Raw genomic sequence first — 21,540 nt, 5'->3', positions numbered from 1 at the left:
ATGGTGTTACAGTGAATGAGTCGGAGTCGAGTTTTCAAACTCCCCGACAGTGACACGCAAGTCGCAGAGCCATTCAAGTCGCCCGTCGGATACGGGCAAGCCATCATGCGATCCGGATCTCCGGACATGAGGCCTTGTGGCCCCATCCAAAGGAACCTACGTGACTGAAACCACCATCACACCTGAATCCTCCGCACCTGCCGCAGACGCCGTGGCCGCCGCCCCCCGCAAGACCGGGGGAGGCCTGGGAGGCAAGGTGCTCGCTGAGCTCCAGGACATCGCCGGAGAGCTCGGCATCGACGGTGCTGCCAAGATGCGCAAGGGCGCGTTGATCGACGCGATCAAGATCGCTCGAGGTGACGCCGGCACGTCCACCAAGGCCGCAGTCGCCGCCGCGGCACCCAGCAAGGTCGACACCAGCAAGGGCGATGTCGCGGCAGCCAAGAGCGAGCAGCCCGCCACGAAGGCGCCGGCCAAGGCCGAGCCCAGAACAGCACGCGGCAACAAGGCCGGCAAGGCCGACAAGACAGAGCCCAAGGCCGACAACCCAGACACGGCCGACAAGGTCGACAAGGTCGAGCCCAAGGCAGAGCCCAAGGGTGAGGACTCGTCTGACGAGGACTCCGGCAACCGCAACCGCAATCGGAACCGCAACGACGGCGGCGGCAACAACCGCAACCAGAACCGCAACAATGACGGCGGCGGCGGAAACAATCGCAACCAGAACCGCAACGCCGAAGACGGCGGAGGCAACGGTCGCAACCAGGGCCAGGCCGGCAATCGCAACCAGAATTCCGGCGGTGGGGCCCCCCTCGAGGACGATGACGACTTCGGCAACGGCCGACGTCGCAACCGTCGGGGGCGCAACCGCAACGCCGGTGGCGGACGGGGCGGTGTCGACGTCGACACGACCTACACCGAGGACGATGTCCTGGTGCCCGCGGCTGGCATCCTCGACATCCTCGACAACTACGCATTCGTACGTACGACGGGTTATCTGCCGAGCGAGAACGACGTCTACGTCTCGCTCTCGATGGTCCGCAAGTGGGGGCTTCGTCGCGGCGATGCGGTTCTCGGCCAGGTGCGCCAGCCCCGCGAGGGCGAGCGCAAGGAAAAGTTCAACCCGATGGTCAAGATCGAGTCGGTCAACGGGATGACTGTCGAGGACAGCATCAAGCGGGTTGAGTTCGCCAAGCTCACGCCGCTCTACCCGTCGGAGCGCCTGCGCCTCGAGGGCGAGGCCAGCGGGCTGACCGGCCGCGTCATCGACCTGGTTGCTCCAATTGGCAAGGGCCAGCGCGGACTCATCGTCTCGCCGCCCAAGGCCGGCAAGACCATGATCATGCAGCAGGTCGCCAACGCCATCACCGAGAACAACCCCGAGTGCCACCTGATGATCGTCCTGGTCGACGAGCGTCCCGAAGAGGTGACTGACTTCCAGCGGACCGTCAAAGGTGAGGTCATCGCCTCGACGTTCGACCGTCCGGCGACCGACCACACGACAGTCGCCGAGCTGGCGATCGAGCGCGCCAAGCGCCTCGTCGAGCTGGGTCACGACGTCGTGCTGTTGCTTGACGGCATCACGCGCCTCGGCCGTGCCTACAACCTCGCCGCCCCGACCAGCGGGCGCATCATGTCCGGCGGTGTCGACTCGTCGGCGCTCTACCCGCCCAAGAAGTTCTTCGGCGCCGCGCGCAACATCGAGGACGGTGGCTCGCTGACGATCCTCGCCACAGCGCTCGTCGAGACCGGCTCGCGCATGGACGAAGTGATCTTCGAGGAGTTCAAGGGCACCGGCAACTGGGAGCTCCGCCTGCGCCGCGACTTCGCCGACAAGCGGATCTTCCCGGCGGTCGACGTGGATGCCTCGAGCACGCGTCGCGAAGAGCTGCTGATGGGCAAGGACGAGCTCGCCGTGGTCTGGAAGCTGCGAAGGGTGCTGTCGGGCCTGGAAGGCCAGCAGGGCCTCGAGCTGATCCTCGACAAGCTCAAGAAAACCACGAGCAATGTCGAGTTCCTGATGCAGATCAACAAGACGCTGCCGCAGACCGCGCCCAACGGCGACAGCTGATCGACCGATGCCACGAGCCCGGCCCCGCGAAGGGGCCGGGCTCGTGGCGTTTGTGGACCGCTTCGCCGAGCCGGGGTTGAGGCTCAGCCCTAGTCTGGGGTCATGACAACCGCCTATGACTTCTCCGCCACCGCGATCGACGGCTCGGAGCAGCTCCTCGCCGACTACCAGGGCAAGGTCCTGCTCGTCGTCAACACCGCCACACAGTGCGGCTTCACCCCTCAGCTCAAGGGCCTCGAGCAGGTCTATCAGGAGTACGTCGACAGGGGACTCGTGGTCCTCGGCTTCCCGTGCGACCAGTTCGGTCATCAGAATCCGGACTCGGACGATGACACCGCGACTTTTTGCGAGAAGAACTACGGAGTCACCTTCCCGCTCTTCTCCGAGATCGAGGTCAACGGCGACGGCGCCCACCCGCTCTACAAGTGGCTCAAGAAGGAGAAGGGTGGTCTCGGTCCCAGCAAGATCAAGTGGAACTTCACCAAGTTCCTGATCGACTCCGATGGCAATGTCATCAAGCGCTATGGCTCGACGACCTCACCGGACAAGATCAAGGGCGACATCGAAAAGCTCCTGCCCGCCTGAGGAGGCCCGCGCGAAGCGCAGGGCCAGCTGACGGGTCACTTGTTGCCCGGTGACGGGTCACAAGAGTGCCGAGAGTTGGGGCAGGAACTGACCCGTCAAAGGGCAAAAAGTGACCCGTCAGCGTAAGTACGGCCTTGGCCAGCCCGGGGAATTTATCCCGCCCCGATTTCCTTATGACGGGTGACAACTGGCACAATCAATCCTTGGTTCTGGTTCACGGATCGCAACCCGCGAGACGACCCAGCGACCGCCGAGAGGACATCATGAAGCAAGGCATCCACCCCGAGTACGTCGAGACTCAGGTCACCTGCACCTGTGGCAACTCGTTCACGACCCGCAGCACCGCCACCAACGGCACCCTCCGTGCCGATGTGTGCGCCGCGTGCCACCCGTTCTACACCGGCAAGCAGAAGATTCTCGACACCGGCGGCCGCGTCGCCCGCTTCGAGAAGCGCTACGCCAAGAAGACGACCGAGAGCAAGTAGCTCAACTTCGGCACCGACCCGTACATCGCGTACGGGTCGGTGCCGTTGTCGTGTCCGAAGCACTCGATTCCGCCCAGCCCGAGGAGCCACCGTGTTCGAAGCCGTCGACACGCTCGTCGCCGAGCATGCCGAGCTCGAGGTCCGCATGTCCGATCCCGCGGTGCACTCCGACCAGGGGCTGGCCAAGAAGCTGGGCCAGCGATACGCCGAGCTGACCGCGATCGTCAAGACATACCGCGACTTCCAGCAGGTCACCGATGACTTGCAGGCCGCGCGGGAGTTCGTGGCCGACGACGACTCGTTCGCTGCGGAGATCGAGGCGCTCGAGCCGCGCCTGCACGAGCTCAGCGAGCGGTTGCAGCGGCTCCTGGTTCCCCGTGACCCGGCCGACTCCAAGGACGTGCTGATGGAGATCAAGGGCGGTGAGGGCGGCGAGGAGTCGGCGCTGTTCGCCGGTGACCTGCACCGGATGTACACCCGGTATGCCGAACAGCGCGGCTGGAAGACTGAGATCCTCGACTCGACCGAGTCGGCGCTCGGCGGCTACAAGTCCGTGACGCTCGCGGTCAAGGCCAAGGGCACACCGGCGCCGGGTGAGGCTCCGCACGCCCTGCTGAAGTTTGAGGGCGGCGTGCATCGCGTGCAGCGGGTGCCGGTCACCGAGTCGCAAGGCCGGATCCATACGTCAGCGGCCGGCGTGCTCGTGCTCGCGGAGGCAGAGGACATCGACATCGAGATCCTCGACAGTGATCTGCGCATCGATGTCTACAGGTCCTCGGGCCCAGGTGGCCAGAGCGTCAACACGACGGACTCGGCGGTGCGCATCACCCACGTGCCGACCGGCGTCGTCGCAAGCTGCCAGAACGAGAAGAGCCAGCTGCAGAACAAGGAGCAGGCGATGCGCATCCTGCGGGCTCGTCTCCTGGAGGCCGCGCAGGCGACGGCGGACGCCGAGGCTTCGGATGCCCGCAAGTCGCAGATCCGTACGGTCGACCGCTCCGAGCGGATCCGGACCTACAACTTCCCCGAGAACCGGATCTCCGACCACCGCACAGGATTCAAGGCCTACAACCTCGACCAGGTCATGGACGGTGCCCTCGACGATGTCATCAAGTCGCTCGTCGACACCGAGCTGGCCGATCGACTCGCTGCGGTCGAGTCCGGCGAGTGACCGTACGTTCGCTGGCCGAGCGGCTCCTGGCCGAGGCCACCGAGACGCTCCAGGTGGCCGGGGTCGCCTCGCCCCGCCACGACGCCGAAACGCTGCTGAGCCACGTCACAGGTGTCCCCCGCGGGTCCTTGATCAGCCGGGCCAAGCCCAACGGGAATCAAAGAGACGCATTCCTCGAGCTCGTCGGGGCCCGCGCCAGACGGTTCCCGTTACAGCACCTGACCGGCTCGACAGGATTCCGCTACGTCGACATCGAGGTCGGGCCCGGCGTGTTCGTCCCTCGCCCGGAGACCGAGGTCCTGGCTGGCTGGGCCGTCGATCATGCCAAGACACTGACCCAACCGGTCGTGGTCGAGCTGTGCGCCGGTGCGGGCGCGATCGCGCTGTCGATCGTCCACGAGGTTCCGGCCGCGACAGTCCACGCGGTCGAGCTCGACGAGTCGGCCTTCGAGTGGGCGCAGCGCAACCTGGTCGGCACCGGGGTCGACCTGAGACTCGGCGACATGGCCGATGCCTTCACCGATCTCGATGGCACGGTCGACGTCGTGGTCGCCAATCCGCCCTACATCCCGCTGGACGCCTGGGAGAGCGTCGCGCCGGAGGCCCGAGACCACGACCCGGCGCTGGCCCTGTGGTCCGGCGACGACGGGCTCGACGCGATGCGCGTCGTCGAGCAGACCGCGTGGCGACTGCTGAAGCCGGGGGGAGTCGTCGGCGCGGAGCACGCCGACGTGCAGGGCGAGTCCGCCCCTGCGGTCTTCAGCGACAGGTGGGCCGCCGTGCGCGACCACCAGGATCTTGCGCAGCGCCCCCGCTACGTGACCGCGGTCAAGCCTCGCTGATCGGCCAGCTGCGCAGCACGAACCGGGTGACCGACGCCGCCAGCTCGGTGATCGTCCAATTGTCGCCGTCGCCGTGGCGTAGCAGCCGCGCAGCGTGCGTCTCGGCGAGCGCGAGCAGGCTCTCCGCGATCATCTGCGCCTCGCGATCGTCAAGAGGCTGTGACACCGAGGCAAAGTAGTGCGAGACGAGGAACGTCACCTGGTTGCCGACCAGGGTGCGACCGCGGCGGATCCGCTCGGCGATCTCGTCGTTGATGAGCTGCTGCGCCTCGAACACGACCAGCCACGACGCGGGATTGTCGACCGCGGCGGTGAAGAACGCCTCGTATGCGGACGTCATCATGAGCTCGACATCACCGACGTCGAGCTCGTCGGGCAGGGCGCTCTGCGCCGCAGCGATGAGGAGCTTCTCCTCACGGTCGAGCAGCGCTTGGAGGACCTCGTGCTTGTCGGCATAGCAGGCATACAGGACGGGCTTGCTGACCTTCGCCTCAGCGGCGATGAGTGCCATCGTCGTGCCGCGGTAACCGCGCTCGATCCACACCGCGCGGGCCGCGTCGAGGACGAGAGGCCGCCGGAGCTCGGGGCCGAGATGGGCCGCTCGGCTGCCGGCCGGGGACTCCGCTGCGCGAGCGGTCATCGCGTTCTCCGTTCGTTGACACGAGCGACTCCAGTCACTACGGTGATGCCGATCCTACCTGACGGTAGGAATCTAGGAGGCGGCGATGAGCGATCTTCACGCATGGTTGGACGGTATCGAACCCGAGGAGCTGGCCGAGCGATTCGCGGGTGTCGATGCCGAGGAGATTGCCCGCCTGATCGCCGAGACACCCGACCGTGAGCTGCGCGCCCTGATCGATCAGGACCCGATCCGGGAGGCGGCGCTTGACGCAGGATTCGGCCGGTTCGCCGAGTTCGCGGTCCCCGAGCGGCTGGCCGAGGTCTCCGGCATCGTGCGCTTCGTGGTCAGGCGCGGCAAGGGTCTCGACGGGTCATATGACGCGGCGTTCGCGGACGGTTCGGTCGCTGTCGATCCATCGGGTCCTGACGAGCCCGACCTGACGATCACGACGGACGCGATCACGTTCCTGCGATTGCTGTCGGGAACCGCGAGCGCCGCCCTGCTTGTGCTGGCCGGCGACATCCGAGTGGTCGGCGATGAGGCTCTCGCCATCCAGGTGGGTGGTGTCTTCCGGGTGCCGGGCAGCCAAGGCGTTGCGGTCGATCCGACGGCCCTCGACGCTGTGGAGGTGGCCGGTGTCATCTCGCGTACCAAGGACGCACACCTGCGAGAGATCATGAGTGGCGGTTTCCGTCCGGTCGTCCTCGGGGAGATCTTTCGCCGGTTCCCCGAATACCTCGACGAGAAGCGCTCGGCCAAGCTGCGGGTGGCGGCGTGCTTCAAGATCGGTGGCGGCCCTGCCGAGGACGATCGCTACCTCGTCGAGATCGACCGCGGTGCATGCACCGTGACGCCCGCCGGAGAGGGGCGGCGATCGGTCACGATCGCCCTGGGTGGCGCGGAGTTCCTCAAGCTCGCGACCGGCAACCTCAATCCGACGATCGCCTTCATGAAGGGGTCACTGAGGGTCAAGGGCGACTTGAGCGCGGCACTGGCCTTGAGCTCGGCCGTGCGCATCCCTTCCGCAAAAGGCTGACCAGCCGGTCGAGGTGGTGCGTTGACACCCTGTCCTCGCGGATAGGGTGTGTGATCTTATGGGCGGCGACCTGATTCTTCAGCTGCTGGGTGCGTTCGCCTGGGGCATCGGCTCGGCGCTGCTGCCGATCTTCATCAACGCCGAGGCCTACGTGGTCGCGATCGGGCTCAAGGTCGACAGCCAGCTCAGCGTGGTCCTGATCATCGTGTCCCTCGTCATCGCGACCACGATCGGCAAGGCATTCGTCTTCCAGCTCGCCCGCAAGGGCAGCCGCAAGATCCGCTCGGCCGAGCGCAAACCGCCCCGCAACGCCTTCTTCGCCTGGATCCGCAGGATCAGCGACTGGCTGCTCGGGCTGCTCGACCGGCCCTACGCAGGAGCCCTCACGGCGTTCGTGTCATCGCTCGTAGGGATCCCGCCGCTTGCCATCGTGACGATCGTGGCGGGTGCATCGCGGCAGCCCCAATGGCTGTTCCTCACGATGGTGTTCGTGGGCCGGATGATCCAGTTCCTCGCGATCGCATTCCTGCTCCACGAGGTCAGCTGGTTCTGACCTCGTGCCACGACCTCCTAGGATGACCGGGTGAAGTTCGACTGCAGCGTGGACGAGGAGTTCGACCGTGGTCTCCTCGCCGCCCAGGCGGCCCTCGAGGAGGGCAAGCTCGTCGTCCTCCCCACCGACACGGTCTATGGCATCGCCGCCGATGCGTTCAGTCCCAAGGCCGTGCAGAATCTCCTCAATGCCAAGGGGCGCGGGCGGCACATGCCGCCGCCGGTGCTCGTCGGGGCCCCGACGACGCTCGATGCGCTGGCAATCGACATACCGGCGTGGCTCCGCTCGACCGTCGAGGCATTCTGGCCAGGGCCGCTCACCGTGATCTGCAGCCAGCAGCCCTCGCTGACGTGGGATCTGGGCGAGACGCACAACACCGTCGCAGTCCGTATGCCCGACGACCGGCGCGCGCTGGCGCTGCTCAAGCAGACCGGGCCGCTCGCGGTCAGCAGTGCCAACACCACGGGTGATCCGGCAGCGCTGACCGTCGACGACGCCGAGGACATGCTGGGCGGCCGGGTCGCGGTCTACCTCGACGGCGGCCCCAGCACGTCGGGCCTTCCATCCACGATCCTCGATGCGACCGGCTCGACACCTCGTGTCCTGCGGGCCGGGTCGATCTCGATCGAGCAGCTGCACGCCTACAACAACACGATCGAACCTCCCGAGGACGCCGACTAATGCCCATGAGTGAGCGTCAGCGAACGAATCATGAGGCAGGGCTCAGGCCGTCACCTCCGTATCGTGGGTCTTTGGTGGAGGTGGCGGCATGAGGGAATACCTGGTCGTGTTCGGCATCGCCCTGGGCGTGACCTATCTGCTCGCGTCGATCGCCCGCATGCTGGCCTACCGCTTCGGAGCCGTTGCACGCGTGCGCGACCGCGACGTCCACGCCATCCCGACGCCCTACTTCGGCGGGCCCGCGATGCTGGGCGGGCTGATCGCCGCCTACCTCGTCGCGACCAACCTGCCGTTCCTCTCGATGGCCGATGACGGGGTGTTCAAGGACGCCCGGGCAGTCATCCTCGGTGGCGCGGTCATCTGCCTGGTCGGCGTCGTCGACGACCTCTATGAGCTAGACGCCTTGAGCAAGTTTGCGGGGCAGGTGCTGGCCGGCATCATCGTGGTCGCCCAGGGCGTGCAGTTCGTCTACCTCCCGCTCTACGGCAACTACATCGGCCTCGACCAGGTCCAGGCCATGATCTTCACGGTCGTGCTGATCGTCGGCACGGCCAACGCGGTCAACTTCGTCGACGGGCTCGACGGGCTCGCGGCCGGCATGGTCGCGATCGGTGCGGTGGCCTTCTTCGCCTACGCATTCGTGCTCGCGGTCGAGAACGGTGAGACGCGTGCCATCGCGGCCGCACTGCTGACCGCGGCTCTCGCGGGGGCCTGCATCGGCATCCTGCCGCACAACTTTTTCCCGGCGCGCATGTTCATCGGCGATTCCGGGTCGATGCTGATCGGCTTCGTATTGGCCTGCTCGTCGATCAGCCTGACCGGCCAGTTCCCGGCGACCAGCATCTCCGAAGGCATCGGGGGAGCGCAGAACAGCTTCCTCCCGGCGTTGCTCCCGTTGATCTTGCCGTTCGCGATCCTGCTGGTGCCGTTCGTCGACCTCGCGCTGGCGGTCGTGCGACGCACCCGGGCCGGCCGTTCGCCGTTCAGCCCGGACAAGATGCACATTCACCACCGGCTGCTCGAGATCGGTCATTCGCACCGCCGCGCCGTCCTGCTGATGTATGCCTTCGCGGCACTCGTTGCATTCGGCAGTGTCGTCATCAGCCTGTTCAGCGGCTGGCAGTCGATCGTGGGCTTCGGCGCCCTGACGGTCATCACCATCGCAGCGGTGTTCCTGCTGCCCAAGCTCGAAGAGAAGGTCTGGTCATGAAGAACGAGCGAATCATCCTGGGACCGGCATGAGTGCGCTGCGTCCTGTTCTCCTGCCCGTGCTGGCGATCACCGCCGTCATCGCCGCTGCGGCGGGCATCGCCACGGGCGGGGACGGCGTGATCGGGGCGGTCATAGGCGGCTTGGTGGTCATCTTGTTCCTCGGCTCGACTCCCGTCGTCCTCAGCCCTCTCGTCAAGGCCAGCGCGGCACTGTCGCTTCCGGTCGCCCTGGCCTTCTTCACGACCAAGGCCGTCGCGATGCTGATCGTCCTTGTGCTCCTTTTCGACGTCGGGGGAGTGGCCACGCACGTCGACTCGGCCTGGTTCGGCATTGCCGCCATCGCAGCGTCGCTCTCTTGGACGCTGCTGCAAATCCGGGCGTTCCGTCGTGAGCGTGTGCCCACCTATGACCTGGGTGACAGCGACTGAGGTTCCCCTGATAACCTCTGGAGCAGCGAACATCCTCCGGAGCCTCCGGGCCGTAGGAATCGCCGACAATGACGCTGGCCGTATGCCTGATCGACGAAAGTCGCGGGCGACCACGCCATGACCCGAAGGTGACCGAGTGACACTCGCCTTGACCACGTTCGCCGCTTCGGCGGAGCCGCCCAGCCCTGGTCCCGCCGATTTCGATCTTCCGGCGATCTTCCACATCGGCGAGCTCGGCGTCACGAAGCCGATGCTTCTAGTCGCGTTGTCGACTCTTCTCATCGTCGGGCTGTTCTATTCGATGGCTCGTCCCGCTGCCGTGGTGCCGGGGCGCATGCAGTTCGCGGGGGAGCTCGTCTACGGCTTCGTCCGCAACGGCATCGCACGGGAGAACATCGGGTCGCAGGACTTCAAGAAGTTCGTCCCCTTCCTGTTCTCTCTGTTTCTCTTCGTGCTGGTCAACAACTTCTATGGGATCATCCCGGCGGTCCAGTTCCCGTCGATGTCGCACATCGGTTATCCCTTGGGGATCGCGGTCTTGGCCTGGCTGGTCTACAACGGCGCGGGCATCGCCAAGAAGGGCTTCTTCGGCTACCTGAAGCATGAAACGGTGCCGCCCGGCATGGACTGGTGGATCCTGCCACTGCTGGTGCCACTGGAATTCCTGTCCAACATCATCCTGCGACCCATCACACTGACGCTTCGTCTGTTCGCGACGATGTTCGCCGGCCACCTGCTCGTGATCTTGTTCGCCCTCGGTGGCGAATACCTCCTGCTGCACTCCGACCCGCTCCTCAACAAGGTCGCAGGCGTCTTCTCAGTAGTCCTGGCCATTGCCATCAGCTTCCTGGAAATACTCGTGATGTTCCTCCAGGCGTACGTCTTCACCCTCCTCACCTCGATGTACATCAGCGAAGCGATCGCCGACGAGCACTGAGTCCCCAGCCCACAACTTCATACGCACCGCCCCAATAGCGATGCTCACCTGAGCGTCACAACGAAAGGAAATGCCGTGGAGTCCATCGGCACACTGAACATGGTCGGTCTCGGCCTCGCCGCGATCGGCCCCGGTATCGGCGTTGGCTTGATTTTCGCCGCGTTCGTCACCGGTGTCGCGCGTCAGCCCGAGGCTGAGGCCAAGTTGCGCCAGATCGCGATCCTTGGCTTCGTTCTCGCGGAGCAGTTCTTCATCATCGGGCTCGCCCTGGCGTTCGTCCTCAAGTCGACCAACACCTGATTCCGATCTCTCGACAGAAGGCGCACCTATGATCACGACACGTCTCGCGGCGGCCGAGGAGACAGAGGAGCTCAATCCTCTGATTCCGCACACGGCGGAGATCATCATCGGCTTGGTCTTCTTCGCTCTGCTCTTCCTGTTGATCTGGAAGATCGTCGTGCCGATGTTCGAAAAGGCCTACGCCGATCGCACAGCCGCGATCGAGGGCGGCATCGAGGAAGCACAGGCTGCCCAGAAGGAAGCCAAGGAGGCGCTCGACAAGTACACCGAGCAGCTCGCCGGGGCTCGCAGTGAGGCCGCGGCGATCCGTGAGGAAGCCAAGGAGCAGGGCGCACAGATCATCGCCGAGCTCCGCGCCCAGGCGCAGGCCGAGGCGGAGCGCATCACCTCGACGGCGCATGCGCAGGTCGAGGCCGAGCGTTCTCAGGTCCTCGCCCAGCTCAAGGGCGAGGTCGGCTCGATGGCGACGCAGCTGGCGGGTCGCATCGTGGGCGAGGCCCTCGATGACGATGCGCGCCAGAAGCGCACGGTCGAGCGCTTCATCGCCGAGCTCGAGGAGTCGGCCAACTGATGCGAGGCATTTCAGCGAAGTCCCTGGCCGACGTACTCGCCGCAGTCGATGCGGCGAAGCGCTCGTCCAGCGACCTCGGGACCGAGCTGTTCGGTGTCGTGTCGACACTGGACAGTGCTCCGGCCCTGCGCAGGGTGCTGACCGACCCGTCCACCGAGGCCTCGGCCAAGGTGGGACTGGCGGAGCAGGTCTTCGGCCAGAAGGTCGGCAAGGACACGCTGAAGGTGCTCAGCACCGCCGTCAGCGGGCGCTGGGCCTCGATGCGTGACCTGACCGACGGACTCGAGACTGCGGGAGTGGCCGCCGAGGTCGCCGCGGCCGATGCTGCCGGCAAGCTCGACGCTCTCGAGACCGAGCTGTTCGAGATCGAGCGTCTCGTGCGCTCGGACGCCGAGCTGCGCCGAGTCGTGTCCGACCGAGCGATCCCCGCTGATGCCAAGGCCGGCCTGCTGGCCTCCTTGCTCGACGGCAAGGTGTCGCCGGCCACGCTGGCGCTCGCCAACCAGGCCGCCGCGGCACGCACCGGCTCATTCGAGAAGGTCCTGTCCTCGTTCGGTGACACCGCCGCTGCTCGCCGCAGCCGGTTGCTGGCCGAGGTGCGGGTCGCCTACGAGCTCAGCGCAGCCGAGAAGACCCGGCTGGCCAAGGCGCTTGCCGGCAAGTACGGACGGGACGTCCATCTCAACATCGTCGTTGATCCCTCGATCGTCGGAGGCATCACCGTCTCCGTCGGTGACGAGGTCGTCGACGGCTCCATGTCCACTCGTCTCGAAGTCGCCCGCCGGCGTCTTGCAGGCTAGAACCACTCTCACCGACCGCACTTTTTCACATCCAAGAAGGCAGGCACATTATGGCGGAACTCACGATCCGTCCGGACGAGATCCGCGACGCATTGCAGAAGTTCGTGGCCGACTACAAGCCGAGCGCCGCTGCGACCGAAGAGGTCGGCATCGTCGCCGAGGCTGGTGACGGCATCGCGCGCGTCGAGGGTCTCCCCTCGGCAATGGCAAACGAGCTCCTCGAGTTCGAGGACGGCACGCTCGGCCTCGCGCTCAACCTCGACGTCCGCGAGATCGGCGTCGTCATCCTCGGTGAGTTCTCCGGCATCGAAGAGGGCCAGCAGGTTCGCCGTACGGGCGAGGTCCTCTCGGTCCCCGTGGGTGACGCCTACCTCGGTCGCGTGGTCGATCCGCTCGGCGCCCCGATCGACGGACTCGGCGAGATCAAGACCGACAAGCGTCGCGCGCTCGAGCTCCAGGCCCCCAACGTCATGCAGCGCAAGAGCGTGCACGAGCCCCTCATGACCGGCCTCAAGTCGATCGACTCGCTCACCCCGATCGGCCGCGGCCAGCGCCAGCTGATCATCGGTGACCGCCAGACCGGCAAGACCGCGATCGCGATCGACACGATCATCAACCAGAAGGACTTCTGGGACTCGGGCGATCCGGACAAGCAGGTCCGCTGCATCTATGTCGCGATCGGCCAGAAGGGCTCGACGATCGCCGCTGTGCGCGGCGCGCTCGAAGAGGCCGGTGCGCTGGAGTACACCACGATCGTGGCTGCTCCGGCATCGGACTCGGCGGGCTTCAAGTACCTCGCGCCCTACACCGGCTCGGCCATCGGCCAGGAGTGGATGTACGCCGGCAAGCACGTGCTGATCATCTTTGACGACCTGTCCAAGCAGGCCGAGGCCTATCGCGCCGTGTCACTGCTGCTCCGCCGCCCGCCGGGCCGCGAGGCATACCCGGGCGACGTGTTCTACCTGCACTCGCGGTTGCTCGAGCGTTGCGCCAAGCTGAGCGACGACCTCGGCGCCGGCTCGATGACGGGCCTGCCGATCATCGAGACCAAGGCCAACGACGTGTCGGCATACATCCCGACCAACGTCATCTCGATCACGGACGGTCAGATCTTCTTGCAGTCCGACCTGTTCAACGCCAACCAGCGTCCCGCGGTCGACGTCGGCATCTCGGTGTCACGCGTCGGTGGCGCGGCGATGCAGAAGTCGATGAAGGCCGTCACCGGTTCGCTCAAGGTCGAGCTCGCGCAGTATCGCGCGATGGAGGCGTTCGCGATGTTCGCCTCGGACCTCGACGCAGCGTCCAAGCAGCAGCTCGCACGCGGTCAGCGCATCATGGAGCTGTTCAAGCAGGGCCAGTACGCACCGTTCCCGGTCGAGCACCAGGTCGTGTCGATCTGGGCCGCGACGACGGGCAAGCTCGACCCGGTGCCGGTCGAGGACATCAGCCGCTTCGAGTCCGAGTTCCTGGACTATCTCAAGCGTTCGCACGAGGGCATCCTGTCGGCCATCCGCGAGTCCGGGAAGTTCGAGGATGACAACGAGCAGGCGCTCGAGGGTGCCTATGAGTCGTTCGTCGAGCAGTTCGAGACCGGCGACGGCAGCCAGGTCAACGTCAAGGCCGGCCACGAGGAGCACGAGGCTCTGGCCGACGAGGACGTCGAGCAGGAGCAGATCGTCAAGCAGAAGCGGGGCTGACGATGGCAGCATCGGTACGCGAGCTACGCGCGAAGATCAGATCCACGCAGGGGATCAAGAAGATCACGCGCGCCATGGAGCTGATCGCTGCGTCGCGCATCATCAAGGCGCAGCAGCGAGCCGCGGCGGCAGCGCCGTACGCCCGTGAGCTCACGCGCGCCGTGTCGGCCGTCGCGACCTTCTCCAACGTCGACCACCCGTTGACGACCGAGAAGGAAGATCCCAAGCGGGCGGCGGTGCTGGTCATTGCGAGCGACCGCGGTCTGGCCGGGGCCTACTCCGCCTCGGTCATGAAGGAGGCGGAGCGACTCGTGGAGAAGCTTCACGGCGACGGCAAGGAGGTCGACCTCTACCTCGCCGGACGCAAGGCGGAGGCCTACTACAACTTCCGTCAGCGCGAGTTCATCGAGTCGTGGACCGGCTTCTCGGACAAGCCTGAGTATGCCGACGCCCGCGAGATCGGCAACGTCCTCGTCAAGGCCTTCAACATCGGTGATGACGACGACGATGAAGACGTCAACCCTGAGCACGCCGTTGATGAGCTGCACGTGGTGTTCACCCGGTTCAAGTCGATGCTGTCGCAGGAGCCTGACGTCATCCGACTGCTGCCGCTGGAGGTCATCGAGGGCACGGAGGCGCCGGAGGATCATGAGGTGCTGCCGCTGTACGAGTTCGAGCCCTCGGCGCACGACGTGCTCGACGCCTTGCTGCCCAAGTACATCCACAGCCGCATCTACTACTGTTTGCTGCAGGCGTCCGCCTCGGAGCTTGCAGCCCGCCAGAAGGCCATGAAGTCCGCGACGGACAACGCCGAAGATCTGATCCAGAAGTACACACGGACCGCCAACCAGGCCCGCCAGGCGGGTATTACCCAGGAAATCAGCGAGATCGTGGGCGGCGCCAACGCGCTGGCCGACGCCACCGCTGGGAGTGAGTGAGAGAGATGCCTACCGCCAAGAAGACCGCAGCCAACAAGGCCGACGACAAGGTTGACGACAAGGCCGCAGATCAGGCCTCCGACAACACCTCCGACAGCGCCGAGAAGCTGGCCACCGGCCGGGTCGCTCGCGTCATCGGCCCGGTGCTCGACATCGAGTTCCCCAGCGATGCCATCCCCGAGATGTACAACGCGCTCAAGGTCGACACCACGATCGACGGTGAGACCGAGACGCTGACGCTCGAGGTCGCCCTGCACATCGGTGACGGCCTGGTCCGCGCGATCAGCCTGCGCCCCACCGACGGCATCGTCCGCGGTGCGACGGTCACCAACACCGGCGGACCCATCTCGGTCCCCGTGGGTGACCAGACGCTCGGCAAGGTGTTCAACACCACGGGCGACGTCATGAACCTCAAGGAGGGCGAGAAGTGGGAGGTCGCGGAGCGCCGTGGCATCCACGCCAAGGCCCCCGCATTCGACCAGCTCGAGTCCAAGACCGAGATGTTCCAGACCGGTATCAAGGTCATCGACCTCCTGACTCCCTACGTGCTGGGCGGCAAGATTGGCCTGTTCGGCGGCGCCGGTGTCGGCAAGACCGTGCTGATCCAGGAGATGATCGCCCGTGTCGCGCGCGACCACGGCGGTGTGTCGGTGTTCGCCGGAGTCGGCGAGCGTACCCGTGAGGGCAACGACCTGATCGCCGAGATGGAAGAGGCCGGCGTCCTCGGCCAGACCGCTCTGGTGTTCGGCCAGATGGATGAGCCGCCGGGCGCGCGTCTTCGCGTCGCGCTGTCGGCCTTGACGATGGCCGAGTACTTCCGCGATGTCCAGAACCAGGACGTGCTCCTGTTCATCGACAACATCTTCCGCTTCACGCAGGCCGGTTCCGAGGTCTCCACACTGCTCGGCCGTATGCCGTCCGCGGTGGGCTACCAGCCGACACTGGCTGACGAGATGGGCGTGCTGCAGGAGCGCATCACGTCGACTCGCGGCCACTCGATCACGTCGCTGCAGGCCATCTATGTCCCCGCAGATGACTACACCGACCCGGCCCCGGCCACGACGTTCGCGCACCTCGACGCGACGACCGAGCTCAACCGTGAGATCGCGTCGATGGGCATCTACCCGGCCGTGGACCCGCTGACCTCGACGTCACGCATCCTCGACCCGCGTTACATCGCCGACGATCACTACCGGACGGCAAACCGGGTCAAGAGCATCCTGCAGCGCAACAAGGAGCTCCAGGACATCATCGCGATCCTCGGTGTCGACGAGCTCAGCGAAGAGGACAAGACGCTCGTGTCCCGTGCGCGTCGCATTCAGCGCTTCCTGTCCCAGAACACCTACGTGGCCAAGCAGTTCACCGGCATCGAGGGCTCGACCGTCTCCATCGACGAGACGATCGACGGCTTCAGCAAGATCTGTGACGGTGACTACGACCACGTGGCTGAGCAGGCCTTCTTCATGTGCGGCGGTCTTGAAGACGTCGACAAGAAGTGGGAAGAAATCCAGAAGAGCCTCTGATGGCCGACCCGTTGCAGATCGAGCTCGTCGCCGCCGACCGCGTGGTGTGGTCGGGTCAGGCGAGCCAGGTGACCGCCCGCACGGTCACAGGCGACCTCGGCGTCCTGGCCGGTCACGCGCCGTTGCTGTCGTTGCTCGTGCCGGGGGTCGTGGAGATCAAGCCCGTCGACGGTGAGGTCGTACGCGCTGCGGTCGCCGAGGGATTCCTCTCGGTCTCCGACAACCATGTGTCGATCCTGAGCGAGGACGCCTTCCTCGCCTCTGAGGTCGATGCGGGCGAGGCTCTCGCCGAGCTCGAGGCCGCCCAGTCCGATGACGATCAGGACGCAGTTCTGCGCGCCGAGGCCAAGTTGCGCCTCATCGACAAGGCGTCCTGACGCACGGAGGGAGGTCACGATGCCAGTGTGGTTGTGGTTCGTAGACTCCCTTGCGGTCATCCTCGGCCTGTCGGTGCTGCTGGTCGTCGGGCTGCTGGTCCGGCGGCGAGTCCTGGCCCGGTCGGGCGGCACGTTCGAGATGAGCGTCAATCGCCATGCCGAGGCTCAGGCAAAGGGCTGGATGCTGGGGCTGGCGGTCTACCGCGACACCGAGCTCGAGTGGTTCCGCGCGTTCTCGTTCTCCATGCGGCCCACCCATCGCTTCACTCGGGGTGACGTGCGCATCGACCGTCGTCGGGAGCCGGTCGGGCATGAGGTGCACGCGATCCATGCCGGACACGTCATCGTCGCCACCGAGAATGCGGCCGGTATACGCCAGTTCGCGATGAGCGCCAACGCCTTGACCGGGTTGCTGTCGTGGCTCGAGTCCTCCCCGCCCGGACAGCGGGTCAACAACGTCCTCTGAACGACACGATCGGGTTCGAGGTGATTGACGGTCTCGGTGCTGCGGGAGACAATCAGGGAGGGGGGGAGGACCTCCTGTTGTTATCAGGGAGCAGGTACATCATCGTGTTCAAGCGTCTTATCGCCGCAGCATCTGTGTCGGTCATTGCAGCAGTCGGCCTCGCGCCGGCCGCATCGGCCGCGCCTCGTCAGGAGCACAAGATCGTCAAGGGCATCGATTGGGATGCCCCCCAGCCGGCGCCCACGGGCGCCGCGACCAACGCGATCGACTGGGACTGACTTCCCAGCTCGTCGACCACACCGCTCTTCGAGCTGATCAGCCGCATATGCCGATCAGCTCGAAGAGCGGTGCCCGACTGCGCGTCAGCGTTCACCGCCCGGAACCCAGAGGACGTCGCCGTCCTTGCGGTTGGCGTGGCGTCCGAGGATGAACAGCAGGTCGCTGAGCCGGTTGAGATATTTGGCGGTCAGCACGTTCATGGTCTCGCCGTGCTCCTCGAGCGCTGCCCACGCTGAGCGCTCAGCGCGCCGCGTGACAGTGCAGGCGATGTGCACCGCGGCGGCCGACGGCGTACCACCGCGCAGGATGAACGACCGCAGCTTGGGCAGCTGCTCGTTGTAGTGGTCGCACCAGCCTTCGAGCCGATCGATGTAGTCCGGCTCGACACGCAGCGGGGGGAATTGCGGGTCCTCCACGACGGGGCATGACAGGTCTGCGCCGACGTCGAAGAGGTCGTTCTGCACATGGGTCAGCACGGCGACGACATCGTCATCGAGCCCGCTGAGTGAGATCGCGAAGCCGATGTGGCTGTTGGCCTCATCGACATCGGCGTAGGCGCCGAGCCGCAGGTCGAGCTTGCTCGTCTTGCTCATGTCGCCGAGGTTGGTGGTGCCGTCGTCGCCGGTCCGGGTGTATATCCGCGTCAGATTGACCATGACCAGAGTCTACGAGTGTGAGCAGGAACGCCTCGACAAGCCGTGACCGTCGAGGTTACGGAGAGGTAACCTGACCCCCATGCCTGACAAGACTGTGCCTGACGATCCCAAGACTGTGCCGGACAAGCCCTGGGTGATGCGCACGTACGCCGGGCACAGCTCGGCGGCTGAGTCCAATGCGCTCTATCGCCGCAATCTGTCGAAGGGCCAGACCGGCCTGTCGGTGGCCTTCGACCTGCCGACCCAGACCGGTTATGACCCGGATCACGAGCTGAGCCGCGGCGAGGTCGGCAAGGTCGGTGTCCCGATCCCGCACCTCGGCGCGATGCGGCAGCTGTTCGACGACATCCCCCTCGACACCATGAACACCTCGATGACGATCAATGCCACCGCGATGTGGCTGCTCGCGATGTATCAGGTCGCCGCCGAAGAGCAGGGCGTTGACCCCGCGCAGCTGTCGGGCACGACCCAGAACGACATCATCAAGGAGTATCTGTCCCGCGGCACCTACGTCTTCGGACCAGCGCCTTCACTTCGTCTCACGACGGACATGATCGCGTACACCGTCAGCACGATCCCGAAGTGGAATCCGCTCAACATCTGCAGCTATCACCTGCAGGAGGCCGGAGCGACGCCGACGCAGGAGCTTGCCTACGCACTCACGACCGCGATCGCCGTCCTCGACGCGGTGCGCGACTCGGGTCAGGTGCCGGCCGATGAGTTCGAAGAGGTCGTCGGGCGGATCTCGTTCTTCGTCAACGCAGGGGTGCGGTTCGTCGAGGAGATGTGCAAGATGCGTGCCTTCGGCCGTCTCTGGGACGAGATCACCCGCGAGCGCTACGGCGTCGAGAATCCCAAGATGCGCCGCTTCCGCTATGGCGTTCAGGTCAACTCCCTCGGCCTGACCGAGGCGCAGCCCGAGAACAACGTCCAGCGCATCGTGCTCGAGATGCTCGGTGTCACGCTCAGCAAGGACGCACGTGCCCGCGCGGTCCAGCTCCCAGCCTGGAACGAGGCCCTGGGCCTGCCGCGCCCGTGGGACCAGCAGTGGTCGCTGCGGCTCCAGCAGGTGCTGGCATTCGAGTCGGACCTGTTGGAGTACGACGACATCTTCGAGGGTTCGGTCGTGATCGAGGCCAAGGTCAGCGAGCTGATCGAGGGCGCCAAGGCCGAGATCGACCGGGTCCAGGCCATGGGCGGAGCTGTTGCGGCCGTCGAGTCCGGCTACATGAAGCAGGCCTTGGTCGGGTCCCACTCCGAGCGCCGAGCGCGCATCGAGGCCGGTGAGATGAAGGTCGTCGGCGTCAACTCCTACATCGAGACCGAGCCGTCTCCGCTGACCGAGGACCTGGATGCGGCGATCATGACCGCCGACCCCGAAGCCGAGGCCAACGCGATCGCCGACGTCAGTGCGTGGCGCGATGGGCGTGACCAGGGAGCCGTCGACGAGGCGCTCGATCGGTTGCGGCGGGAGGCCAAGACCGAGGCAAACCTGATGGAGGCGACACTCGCGGCCGTACGCGCCGGGGCGACGGTCGGCGAGTGGGCCGGAGCGCTGCGTGAGGTGTTCGGCGAGTATCGCGCACCGACCGGTGTCAGCGGTGTCGGCAGCGTTGCCGAGGCCGGCGCGGAGCTGACCGCCGTGCGCGAGAAGGTGCGCCAGACCGGTGATGAGCTTGGCACGCGATTGCGCTTCCTGGTCGGCAAGCCCGGCCTCGATGGTCACTCCAACGGAGCCGAGCAGATCGCCGTACGCGCGCGGGACGCGGGGTTCGAGGTCATCTATCAGGGTATCCGGCTGACGCCGGCGCAGATCGTCGCCGCCGCGGTGGCCGAGGACGTGCACTGCGTCGGGCTGTCGATCCTCTCCGGATCGCACATGGAGCTCGTCCCCGGTGTCCAGAAAGCCATGGCAGAGGCCGGCATCGGTGACGTACCGCTGATCGTCGGCGGCATCATCCCCGAGTCCGACGCCCGCAAGATGGAAGCCGCCGGCGTCGCCGCGGTCTTCACCCCGAAGGACTTTGGCATGACCCCGATCATGGACCGCATCGTCGATGAGATCCGCAAGGCCAACGGCCTCACCTACCCCCCCGACGGTTTACCACGGTCCCTAGGCAAGTTGCGTCCGCCCGGGGGAAATTTGCCTAGGGCGGACGACCTTTTCGTAGGGACCGTGGTAAACCGCGGTCAGTTGAGGACGCGGAAATCCGCGGGCAGGCCGCCGCCGGCGACGATGTCGGCGGTCAGGTCCTGCAGCGCCATGAGCGCCACGGACTGACTGAACGGGCCGTATGACACCCGCGCCACGCCGAGCTCCTCCATACGGGCCAGCGGCACCGAGCCGGGCGCGCCGATGAGGGTCAGCTTCTGGGGCCCCCACGCGTCCACGAACGCCTTGATGTCATCTTCTGTGACCTTGCCGGGCACGAACACGACGGGAGCGCCGGCAGCGAGGTAGGCCCGGCCACGCTCGATGGCATCGGCCAGCACCTCGGCGTGCGGCTTGTCGCCAGCCTTGAGGAATGCATCAGTACGCGCATTGAGCACGAACTCGACTCCTTCTTGCCGACCAGCGTCGAGCACGGCCTCGACCGCAGCGACCGCTTCGGCGATCGGCGCCATCTGGTCCTCCAGGTTGGCGCCGACGACGCCGACCCCGATCGCCCTGAGCGTGGTCTCGCGCGGGTTGCCGTAGCCGGCCTCGAGGTCTGCGGTGACCGGCAGGTCGGTCGCGGCGACGATGCCGCCGGCCGCCTCGATCATGAGCTCGACCGGGATGTTTTCCCCGTCGGCGTAGCCATATGCCGCCGCGATCGAGTGGCTTGCGGTCGCCAGCGCGGTCACGCCCTCGACCTCGGACACCACGCGGGCGCTGATCGCATCCCAGACGTTGACGACCTTGAGGAGTGCCGGGTCGGTGTGCAGCGCGAGAAGGGTCTGGGCCTGCTGGGAGAGTTCGCTCATGCCTCCACCGTACGGCCCGGGCCGCGCTCGGGACCGGCGGTCTCGAAGCCGCCAGGCGACTTTGGCTAGCCAGTCCTTCGTGGCCGGTGCCGGGCGGCTTGCCCTAGGCTCGTGGCACCGCTCAGGCGGCGATCTTGTCCTTGGTCTTGTGCTTCTTCTTGACCTTGGTGAGCTTGCGCTTCTTGACGGTGTAACCCTCGGGAAGGGTGCCGTCCTTCATCATGCGAAGGGGGCAGCGCTTGCAGGCAGGTTTGTCGCTGCAGCACTTCTTCTTGGGTGACTTCGGCACAAGCACTAGAGTACCAGCGTGAGGTGAGCCTCGCCTAAGTGCGAGACAAGAGGA

General features: G+C 66.0%; 25 protein-coding genes. 21 read left to right on the top strand and 4 right to left on the bottom strand.

Annotation, left to right across the window (positions count from 1 at the left end; translation table 11 throughout):
* Nucleotides 1-160: 160 nt before the first annotated feature.
* From rho to prmC, 5 genes are all read left to right on the top strand, one after another.
* The gene (rho, locus tag WKF39_RS10260; RefSeq protein ID WP_340388009.1) at nt 161-2,071 is read left to right on the top strand and encodes a transcription termination factor Rho; all 1,911 of its coding nucleotides are present in this window, start codon (nt 161-163) and stop codon (nt 2,069-2,071) included.
* Nucleotides 2,072-2,173: 102 nt separating this feature from the next.
* Nucleotides 2,174-2,656 (top strand): glutathione peroxidase, encoded by a 483-nt coding sequence (locus WKF39_RS10255; RefSeq protein WP_340388006.1) that lies wholly within the window; start codon nt 2,174-2,176, stop codon nt 2,654-2,656.
* A 263-nt stretch (nt 2,657-2,919) separates the two neighbouring features.
* Complete coding sequence (rpmE, locus tag WKF39_RS10250) at nt 2,920-3,141, top strand: 50S ribosomal protein L31 (protein ID WP_340388004.1); 222 nt, start codon at nt 2,920-2,922, stop codon at nt 3,139-3,141.
* A gap of 91 nt (nt 3,142-3,232) precedes the next feature.
* Nucleotides 3,233-4,312, top strand: coding sequence for a peptide chain release factor 1 (prfA, locus tag WKF39_RS10245; protein WP_340388002.1), 1,080 nt, complete (start codon nt 3,233-3,235; stop codon nt 4,310-4,312).
* A complete protein-coding gene (gene prmC / locus WKF39_RS10240) occupies nt 4,309-5,154 on the top strand; it encodes a peptide chain release factor N(5)-glutamine methyltransferase (protein ID WP_340388000.1) in 846 nt (281 codons plus the stop codon). The genes prfA and prmC overlap by 4 nt, the downstream gene beginning before the upstream one ends.
* On the opposite strand, the gene WKF39_RS10235 is transcribed toward prmC, so the two are convergent.
* Nucleotides 5,141-5,794, bottom strand: a complete 654-nt coding sequence (locus tag WKF39_RS10235) for a helix-turn-helix domain-containing protein (protein ID WP_340387998.1) — start codon at nt 5,792-5,794, stop codon at nt 5,141-5,143. The two genes, prmC and WKF39_RS10235, sit on opposite strands and share 14 nt — an antisense overlap.
* A gap of 85 nt (nt 5,795-5,879) precedes the next feature.
* On the opposite strand from WKF39_RS10235, the gene WKF39_RS10230 reads away from it, so the two are divergent.
* The 15 genes from WKF39_RS10230 to WKF39_RS10160 all read left to right on the top strand — a co-directional run bounded on the left by WKF39_RS10230 (nt 5,880) and on the right by WKF39_RS10160 (nt 17,573).
* Entirely contained in the window at nt 5,880-6,812 is a 933-nt protein-coding gene (locus WKF39_RS10230; protein ID WP_340387996.1) for an SCP2 sterol-binding domain-containing protein, read from the top strand.
* A gap of 58 nt (nt 6,813-6,870) precedes the next feature.
* Nucleotides 6,871-7,365 carry a VTT domain-containing protein gene (locus WKF39_RS10225; RefSeq protein ID WP_340387994.1) on the top strand — a complete coding sequence of 165 codons (495 nt, stop codon included), beginning with the start codon at nt 6,871-6,873 and terminating at the stop codon, nt 7,363-7,365.
* A gap of 30 nt (nt 7,366-7,395) precedes the next feature.
* The gene (locus WKF39_RS10220) at nt 7,396-8,046 is read left to right on the top strand and encodes an L-threonylcarbamoyladenylate synthase (RefSeq protein ID WP_340387992.1); all 651 of its coding nucleotides are present in this window, start codon (nt 7,396-7,398) and stop codon (nt 8,044-8,046) included.
* 88 nt (nt 8,047-8,134) lie between these two features.
* Nucleotides 8,135-9,256, top strand: coding sequence for an MraY family glycosyltransferase (locus WKF39_RS10215; protein WP_340387990.1), 1,122 nt, complete (start codon nt 8,135-8,137; stop codon nt 9,254-9,256).
* 28 nt (nt 9,257-9,284) lie between these two features.
* Nucleotides 9,285-9,686: a hypothetical protein gene (locus WKF39_RS10210; protein WP_340387988.1), complete on the top strand. Its 402-nt coding sequence runs from the start codon at nt 9,285-9,287 to the stop codon at nt 9,684-9,686.
* A 136-nt stretch (nt 9,687-9,822) separates the two neighbouring features.
* Entirely contained in the window at nt 9,823-10,623 is an 801-nt protein-coding gene (gene atpB / locus WKF39_RS10205; protein ID WP_340387986.1) for a F0F1 ATP synthase subunit A, read from the top strand.
* A gap of 99 nt (nt 10,624-10,722) precedes the next feature.
* The gene (locus WKF39_RS10200; RefSeq protein WP_340388150.1) at nt 10,723-10,923 is read left to right on the top strand and encodes an ATP synthase F0 subunit C; all 201 of its coding nucleotides are present in this window, start codon (nt 10,723-10,725) and stop codon (nt 10,921-10,923) included.
* Between the two features lie 28 nt (nt 10,924-10,951).
* On the top strand, nt 10,952-11,494 hold the full coding sequence (locus tag WKF39_RS10195; protein ID WP_340387984.1) for a F0F1 ATP synthase subunit B: 543 nt from the start codon (nt 10,952-10,954) through the stop codon (nt 11,492-11,494).
* Nucleotides 11,494-12,294 carry a F0F1 ATP synthase subunit delta gene (locus WKF39_RS10190; RefSeq protein ID WP_340387982.1) on the top strand — a complete coding sequence of 267 codons (801 nt, stop codon included), beginning with the start codon at nt 11,494-11,496 and terminating at the stop codon, nt 12,292-12,294. The genes WKF39_RS10195 and WKF39_RS10190 overlap by 1 nt, the downstream gene beginning before the upstream one ends.
* A 50-nt stretch (nt 12,295-12,344) precedes the next feature.
* Complete coding sequence (gene atpA / locus WKF39_RS10185; protein WP_340387980.1) at nt 12,345-13,991, top strand: F0F1 ATP synthase subunit alpha; 1,647 nt, start codon at nt 12,345-12,347, stop codon at nt 13,989-13,991.
* Nucleotides 13,992-13,993: 2 nt separating this feature from the next.
* Complete coding sequence (locus tag WKF39_RS10180; RefSeq protein WP_340387979.1) at nt 13,994-14,929, top strand: F0F1 ATP synthase subunit gamma; 936 nt, start codon at nt 13,994-13,996, stop codon at nt 14,927-14,929.
* Between the two features lie 5 nt (nt 14,930-14,934).
* Nucleotides 14,935-16,452, top strand: coding sequence for a F0F1 ATP synthase subunit beta (gene atpD / locus WKF39_RS10175; RefSeq protein WP_340387977.1), 1,518 nt, complete (start codon nt 14,935-14,937; stop codon nt 16,450-16,452).
* Nucleotides 16,452-16,829 (top strand): F0F1 ATP synthase subunit epsilon, encoded by a 378-nt coding sequence (locus tag WKF39_RS10170; protein WP_340387975.1) that lies wholly within the window; start codon nt 16,452-16,454, stop codon nt 16,827-16,829. Before atpD ends, WKF39_RS10170 begins: the two co-directional genes overlap by 1 nt.
* 19 nt (nt 16,830-16,848) lie before the next feature.
* Nucleotides 16,849-17,295, top strand: coding sequence for a DUF2550 domain-containing protein (locus WKF39_RS10165; RefSeq protein WP_340387973.1), 447 nt, complete (start codon nt 16,849-16,851; stop codon nt 17,293-17,295).
* 104 nt (nt 17,296-17,399) lie between these two features.
* On the top strand, nt 17,400-17,573 hold the full coding sequence (locus WKF39_RS10160) for a hypothetical protein (RefSeq protein WP_340387971.1): 174 nt from the start codon (nt 17,400-17,402) through the stop codon (nt 17,571-17,573).
* 84 nt (nt 17,574-17,657) lie between these two features.
* Here the strand turns inward: WKF39_RS10160 and WKF39_RS10155 are convergent, their stop codons facing one another.
* Entirely contained in the window at nt 17,658-18,230 is a 573-nt protein-coding gene (locus WKF39_RS10155) for a cob(I)yrinic acid a,c-diamide adenosyltransferase (RefSeq protein WP_340387969.1), read from the bottom strand.
* A 79-nt stretch (nt 18,231-18,309) separates the two neighbouring features.
* Between WKF39_RS10155 and WKF39_RS10150 the strand changes: the two genes are divergently transcribed.
* On the top strand, nt 18,310-20,511 hold the full coding sequence (locus WKF39_RS10150; protein ID WP_340387967.1) for a protein meaA: 2,202 nt from the start codon (nt 18,310-18,312) through the stop codon (nt 20,509-20,511).
* Here WKF39_RS10150 and WKF39_RS10145 read toward each other — a convergent pair.
* Together WKF39_RS10145 and WKF39_RS10140 are read right to left on the bottom strand one after the other, a co-directional pair.
* On the bottom strand, nt 20,421-21,197 hold the full coding sequence (locus WKF39_RS10145) for an isocitrate lyase/phosphoenolpyruvate mutase family protein (RefSeq protein ID WP_340387966.1): 777 nt from the start codon (nt 21,195-21,197) through the stop codon (nt 20,421-20,423). The genes WKF39_RS10150 and WKF39_RS10145 overlap by 91 nt on opposite strands.
* A gap of 121 nt (nt 21,198-21,318) precedes the next feature.
* The gene (locus tag WKF39_RS10140) at nt 21,319-21,486 is read right to left on the bottom strand and encodes a hypothetical protein (protein ID WP_340387964.1); all 168 of its coding nucleotides are present in this window, start codon (nt 21,484-21,486) and stop codon (nt 21,319-21,321) included.
* Nucleotides 21,487-21,540: the final 54 nt, after the last annotated feature.

Source organism: Aeromicrobium sp. (assembly GCF_037719875.1).
GTDB lineage: Bacteria > Actinomycetota > Actinomycetes > Propionibacteriales > Nocardioidaceae > Aeromicrobium.
Note: the sequence above shows the minus strand (reverse complement) of the source record. Positions and strands in the feature narration are given on the sequence as shown.

What these genes read in the sequence shown, in the direction of transcription:
- WKF39_RS10255 (WP_340388006.1), top strand. Translation starts at nt 2,174, where the DNA reads ATGACAACCGCCTATGACTTCTCCGCCACCGCGATCGACGGCTCGGAG.
- WKF39_RS10180 (WP_340387979.1), top strand. Translation starts at nt 13,994, where the DNA reads ATGGCAGCATCGGTACGCGAGCTACGCGCGAAGATCAGATCCACGCAG.
- WKF39_RS10210 (WP_340387988.1), top strand. Translation starts at nt 9,285, where the DNA reads ATGAGTGCGCTGCGTCCTGTTCTCCTGCCCGTGCTGGCGATCACCGCC.
- atpD (WP_340387977.1), top strand. Translation starts at nt 14,935, where the DNA reads ATGCCTACCGCCAAGAAGACCGCAGCCAACAAGGCCGACGACAAGGTT.
- WKF39_RS10225 (WP_340387994.1), top strand. Translation starts at nt 6,871, where the DNA reads ATGGGCGGCGACCTGATTCTTCAGCTGCTGGGTGCGTTCGCCTGGGGC.
- rpmE (WP_340388004.1), top strand. Translation starts at nt 2,920, where the DNA reads ATGAAGCAAGGCATCCACCCCGAGTACGTCGAGACTCAGGTCACCTGC.
- WKF39_RS10155 (WP_340387969.1), bottom strand. Translation starts at nt 18,230, where the DNA reads ATGGTCAATCTGACGCGGATATACACCCGGACCGGCGACGACGGCACC.
- WKF39_RS10200 (WP_340388150.1), top strand. Translation starts at nt 10,723, where the DNA reads ATGGTCGGTCTCGGCCTCGCCGCGATCGGCCCCGGTATCGGCGTTGGC.
- WKF39_RS10150 (WP_340387967.1), top strand. Translation starts at nt 18,310, where the DNA reads ATGCCTGACAAGACTGTGCCTGACGATCCCAAGACTGTGCCGGACAAG.
- WKF39_RS10215 (WP_340387990.1), top strand. Translation starts at nt 8,135, where the DNA reads ATGAGGGAATACCTGGTCGTGTTCGGCATCGCCCTGGGCGTGACCTAT.
- WKF39_RS10170 (WP_340387975.1), top strand. Translation starts at nt 16,452, where the DNA reads ATGGCCGACCCGTTGCAGATCGAGCTCGTCGCCGCCGACCGCGTGGTG.
- WKF39_RS10145 (WP_340387966.1), bottom strand. Translation starts at nt 21,197, where the DNA reads ATGAGCGAACTCTCCCAGCAGGCCCAGACCCTTCTCGCGCTGCACACC.
- WKF39_RS10235 (WP_340387998.1), bottom strand. Translation starts at nt 5,794, where the DNA reads ATGACCGCTCGCGCAGCGGAGTCCCCGGCCGGCAGCCGAGCGGCCCAT.
- WKF39_RS10190 (WP_340387982.1), top strand. Translation starts at nt 11,494, where the DNA reads ATGCGAGGCATTTCAGCGAAGTCCCTGGCCGACGTACTCGCCGCAGTC.
- WKF39_RS10165 (WP_340387973.1), top strand. Translation starts at nt 16,849, where the DNA reads ATGCCAGTGTGGTTGTGGTTCGTAGACTCCCTTGCGGTCATCCTCGGC.
- atpA (WP_340387980.1), top strand. Translation starts at nt 12,345, where the DNA reads ATGGCGGAACTCACGATCCGTCCGGACGAGATCCGCGACGCATTGCAG.
- WKF39_RS10195 (WP_340387984.1), top strand. Translation starts at nt 10,952, where the DNA reads ATGATCACGACACGTCTCGCGGCGGCCGAGGAGACAGAGGAGCTCAAT.
- WKF39_RS10230 (WP_340387996.1), top strand. Translation starts at nt 5,880, where the DNA reads ATGAGCGATCTTCACGCATGGTTGGACGGTATCGAACCCGAGGAGCTG.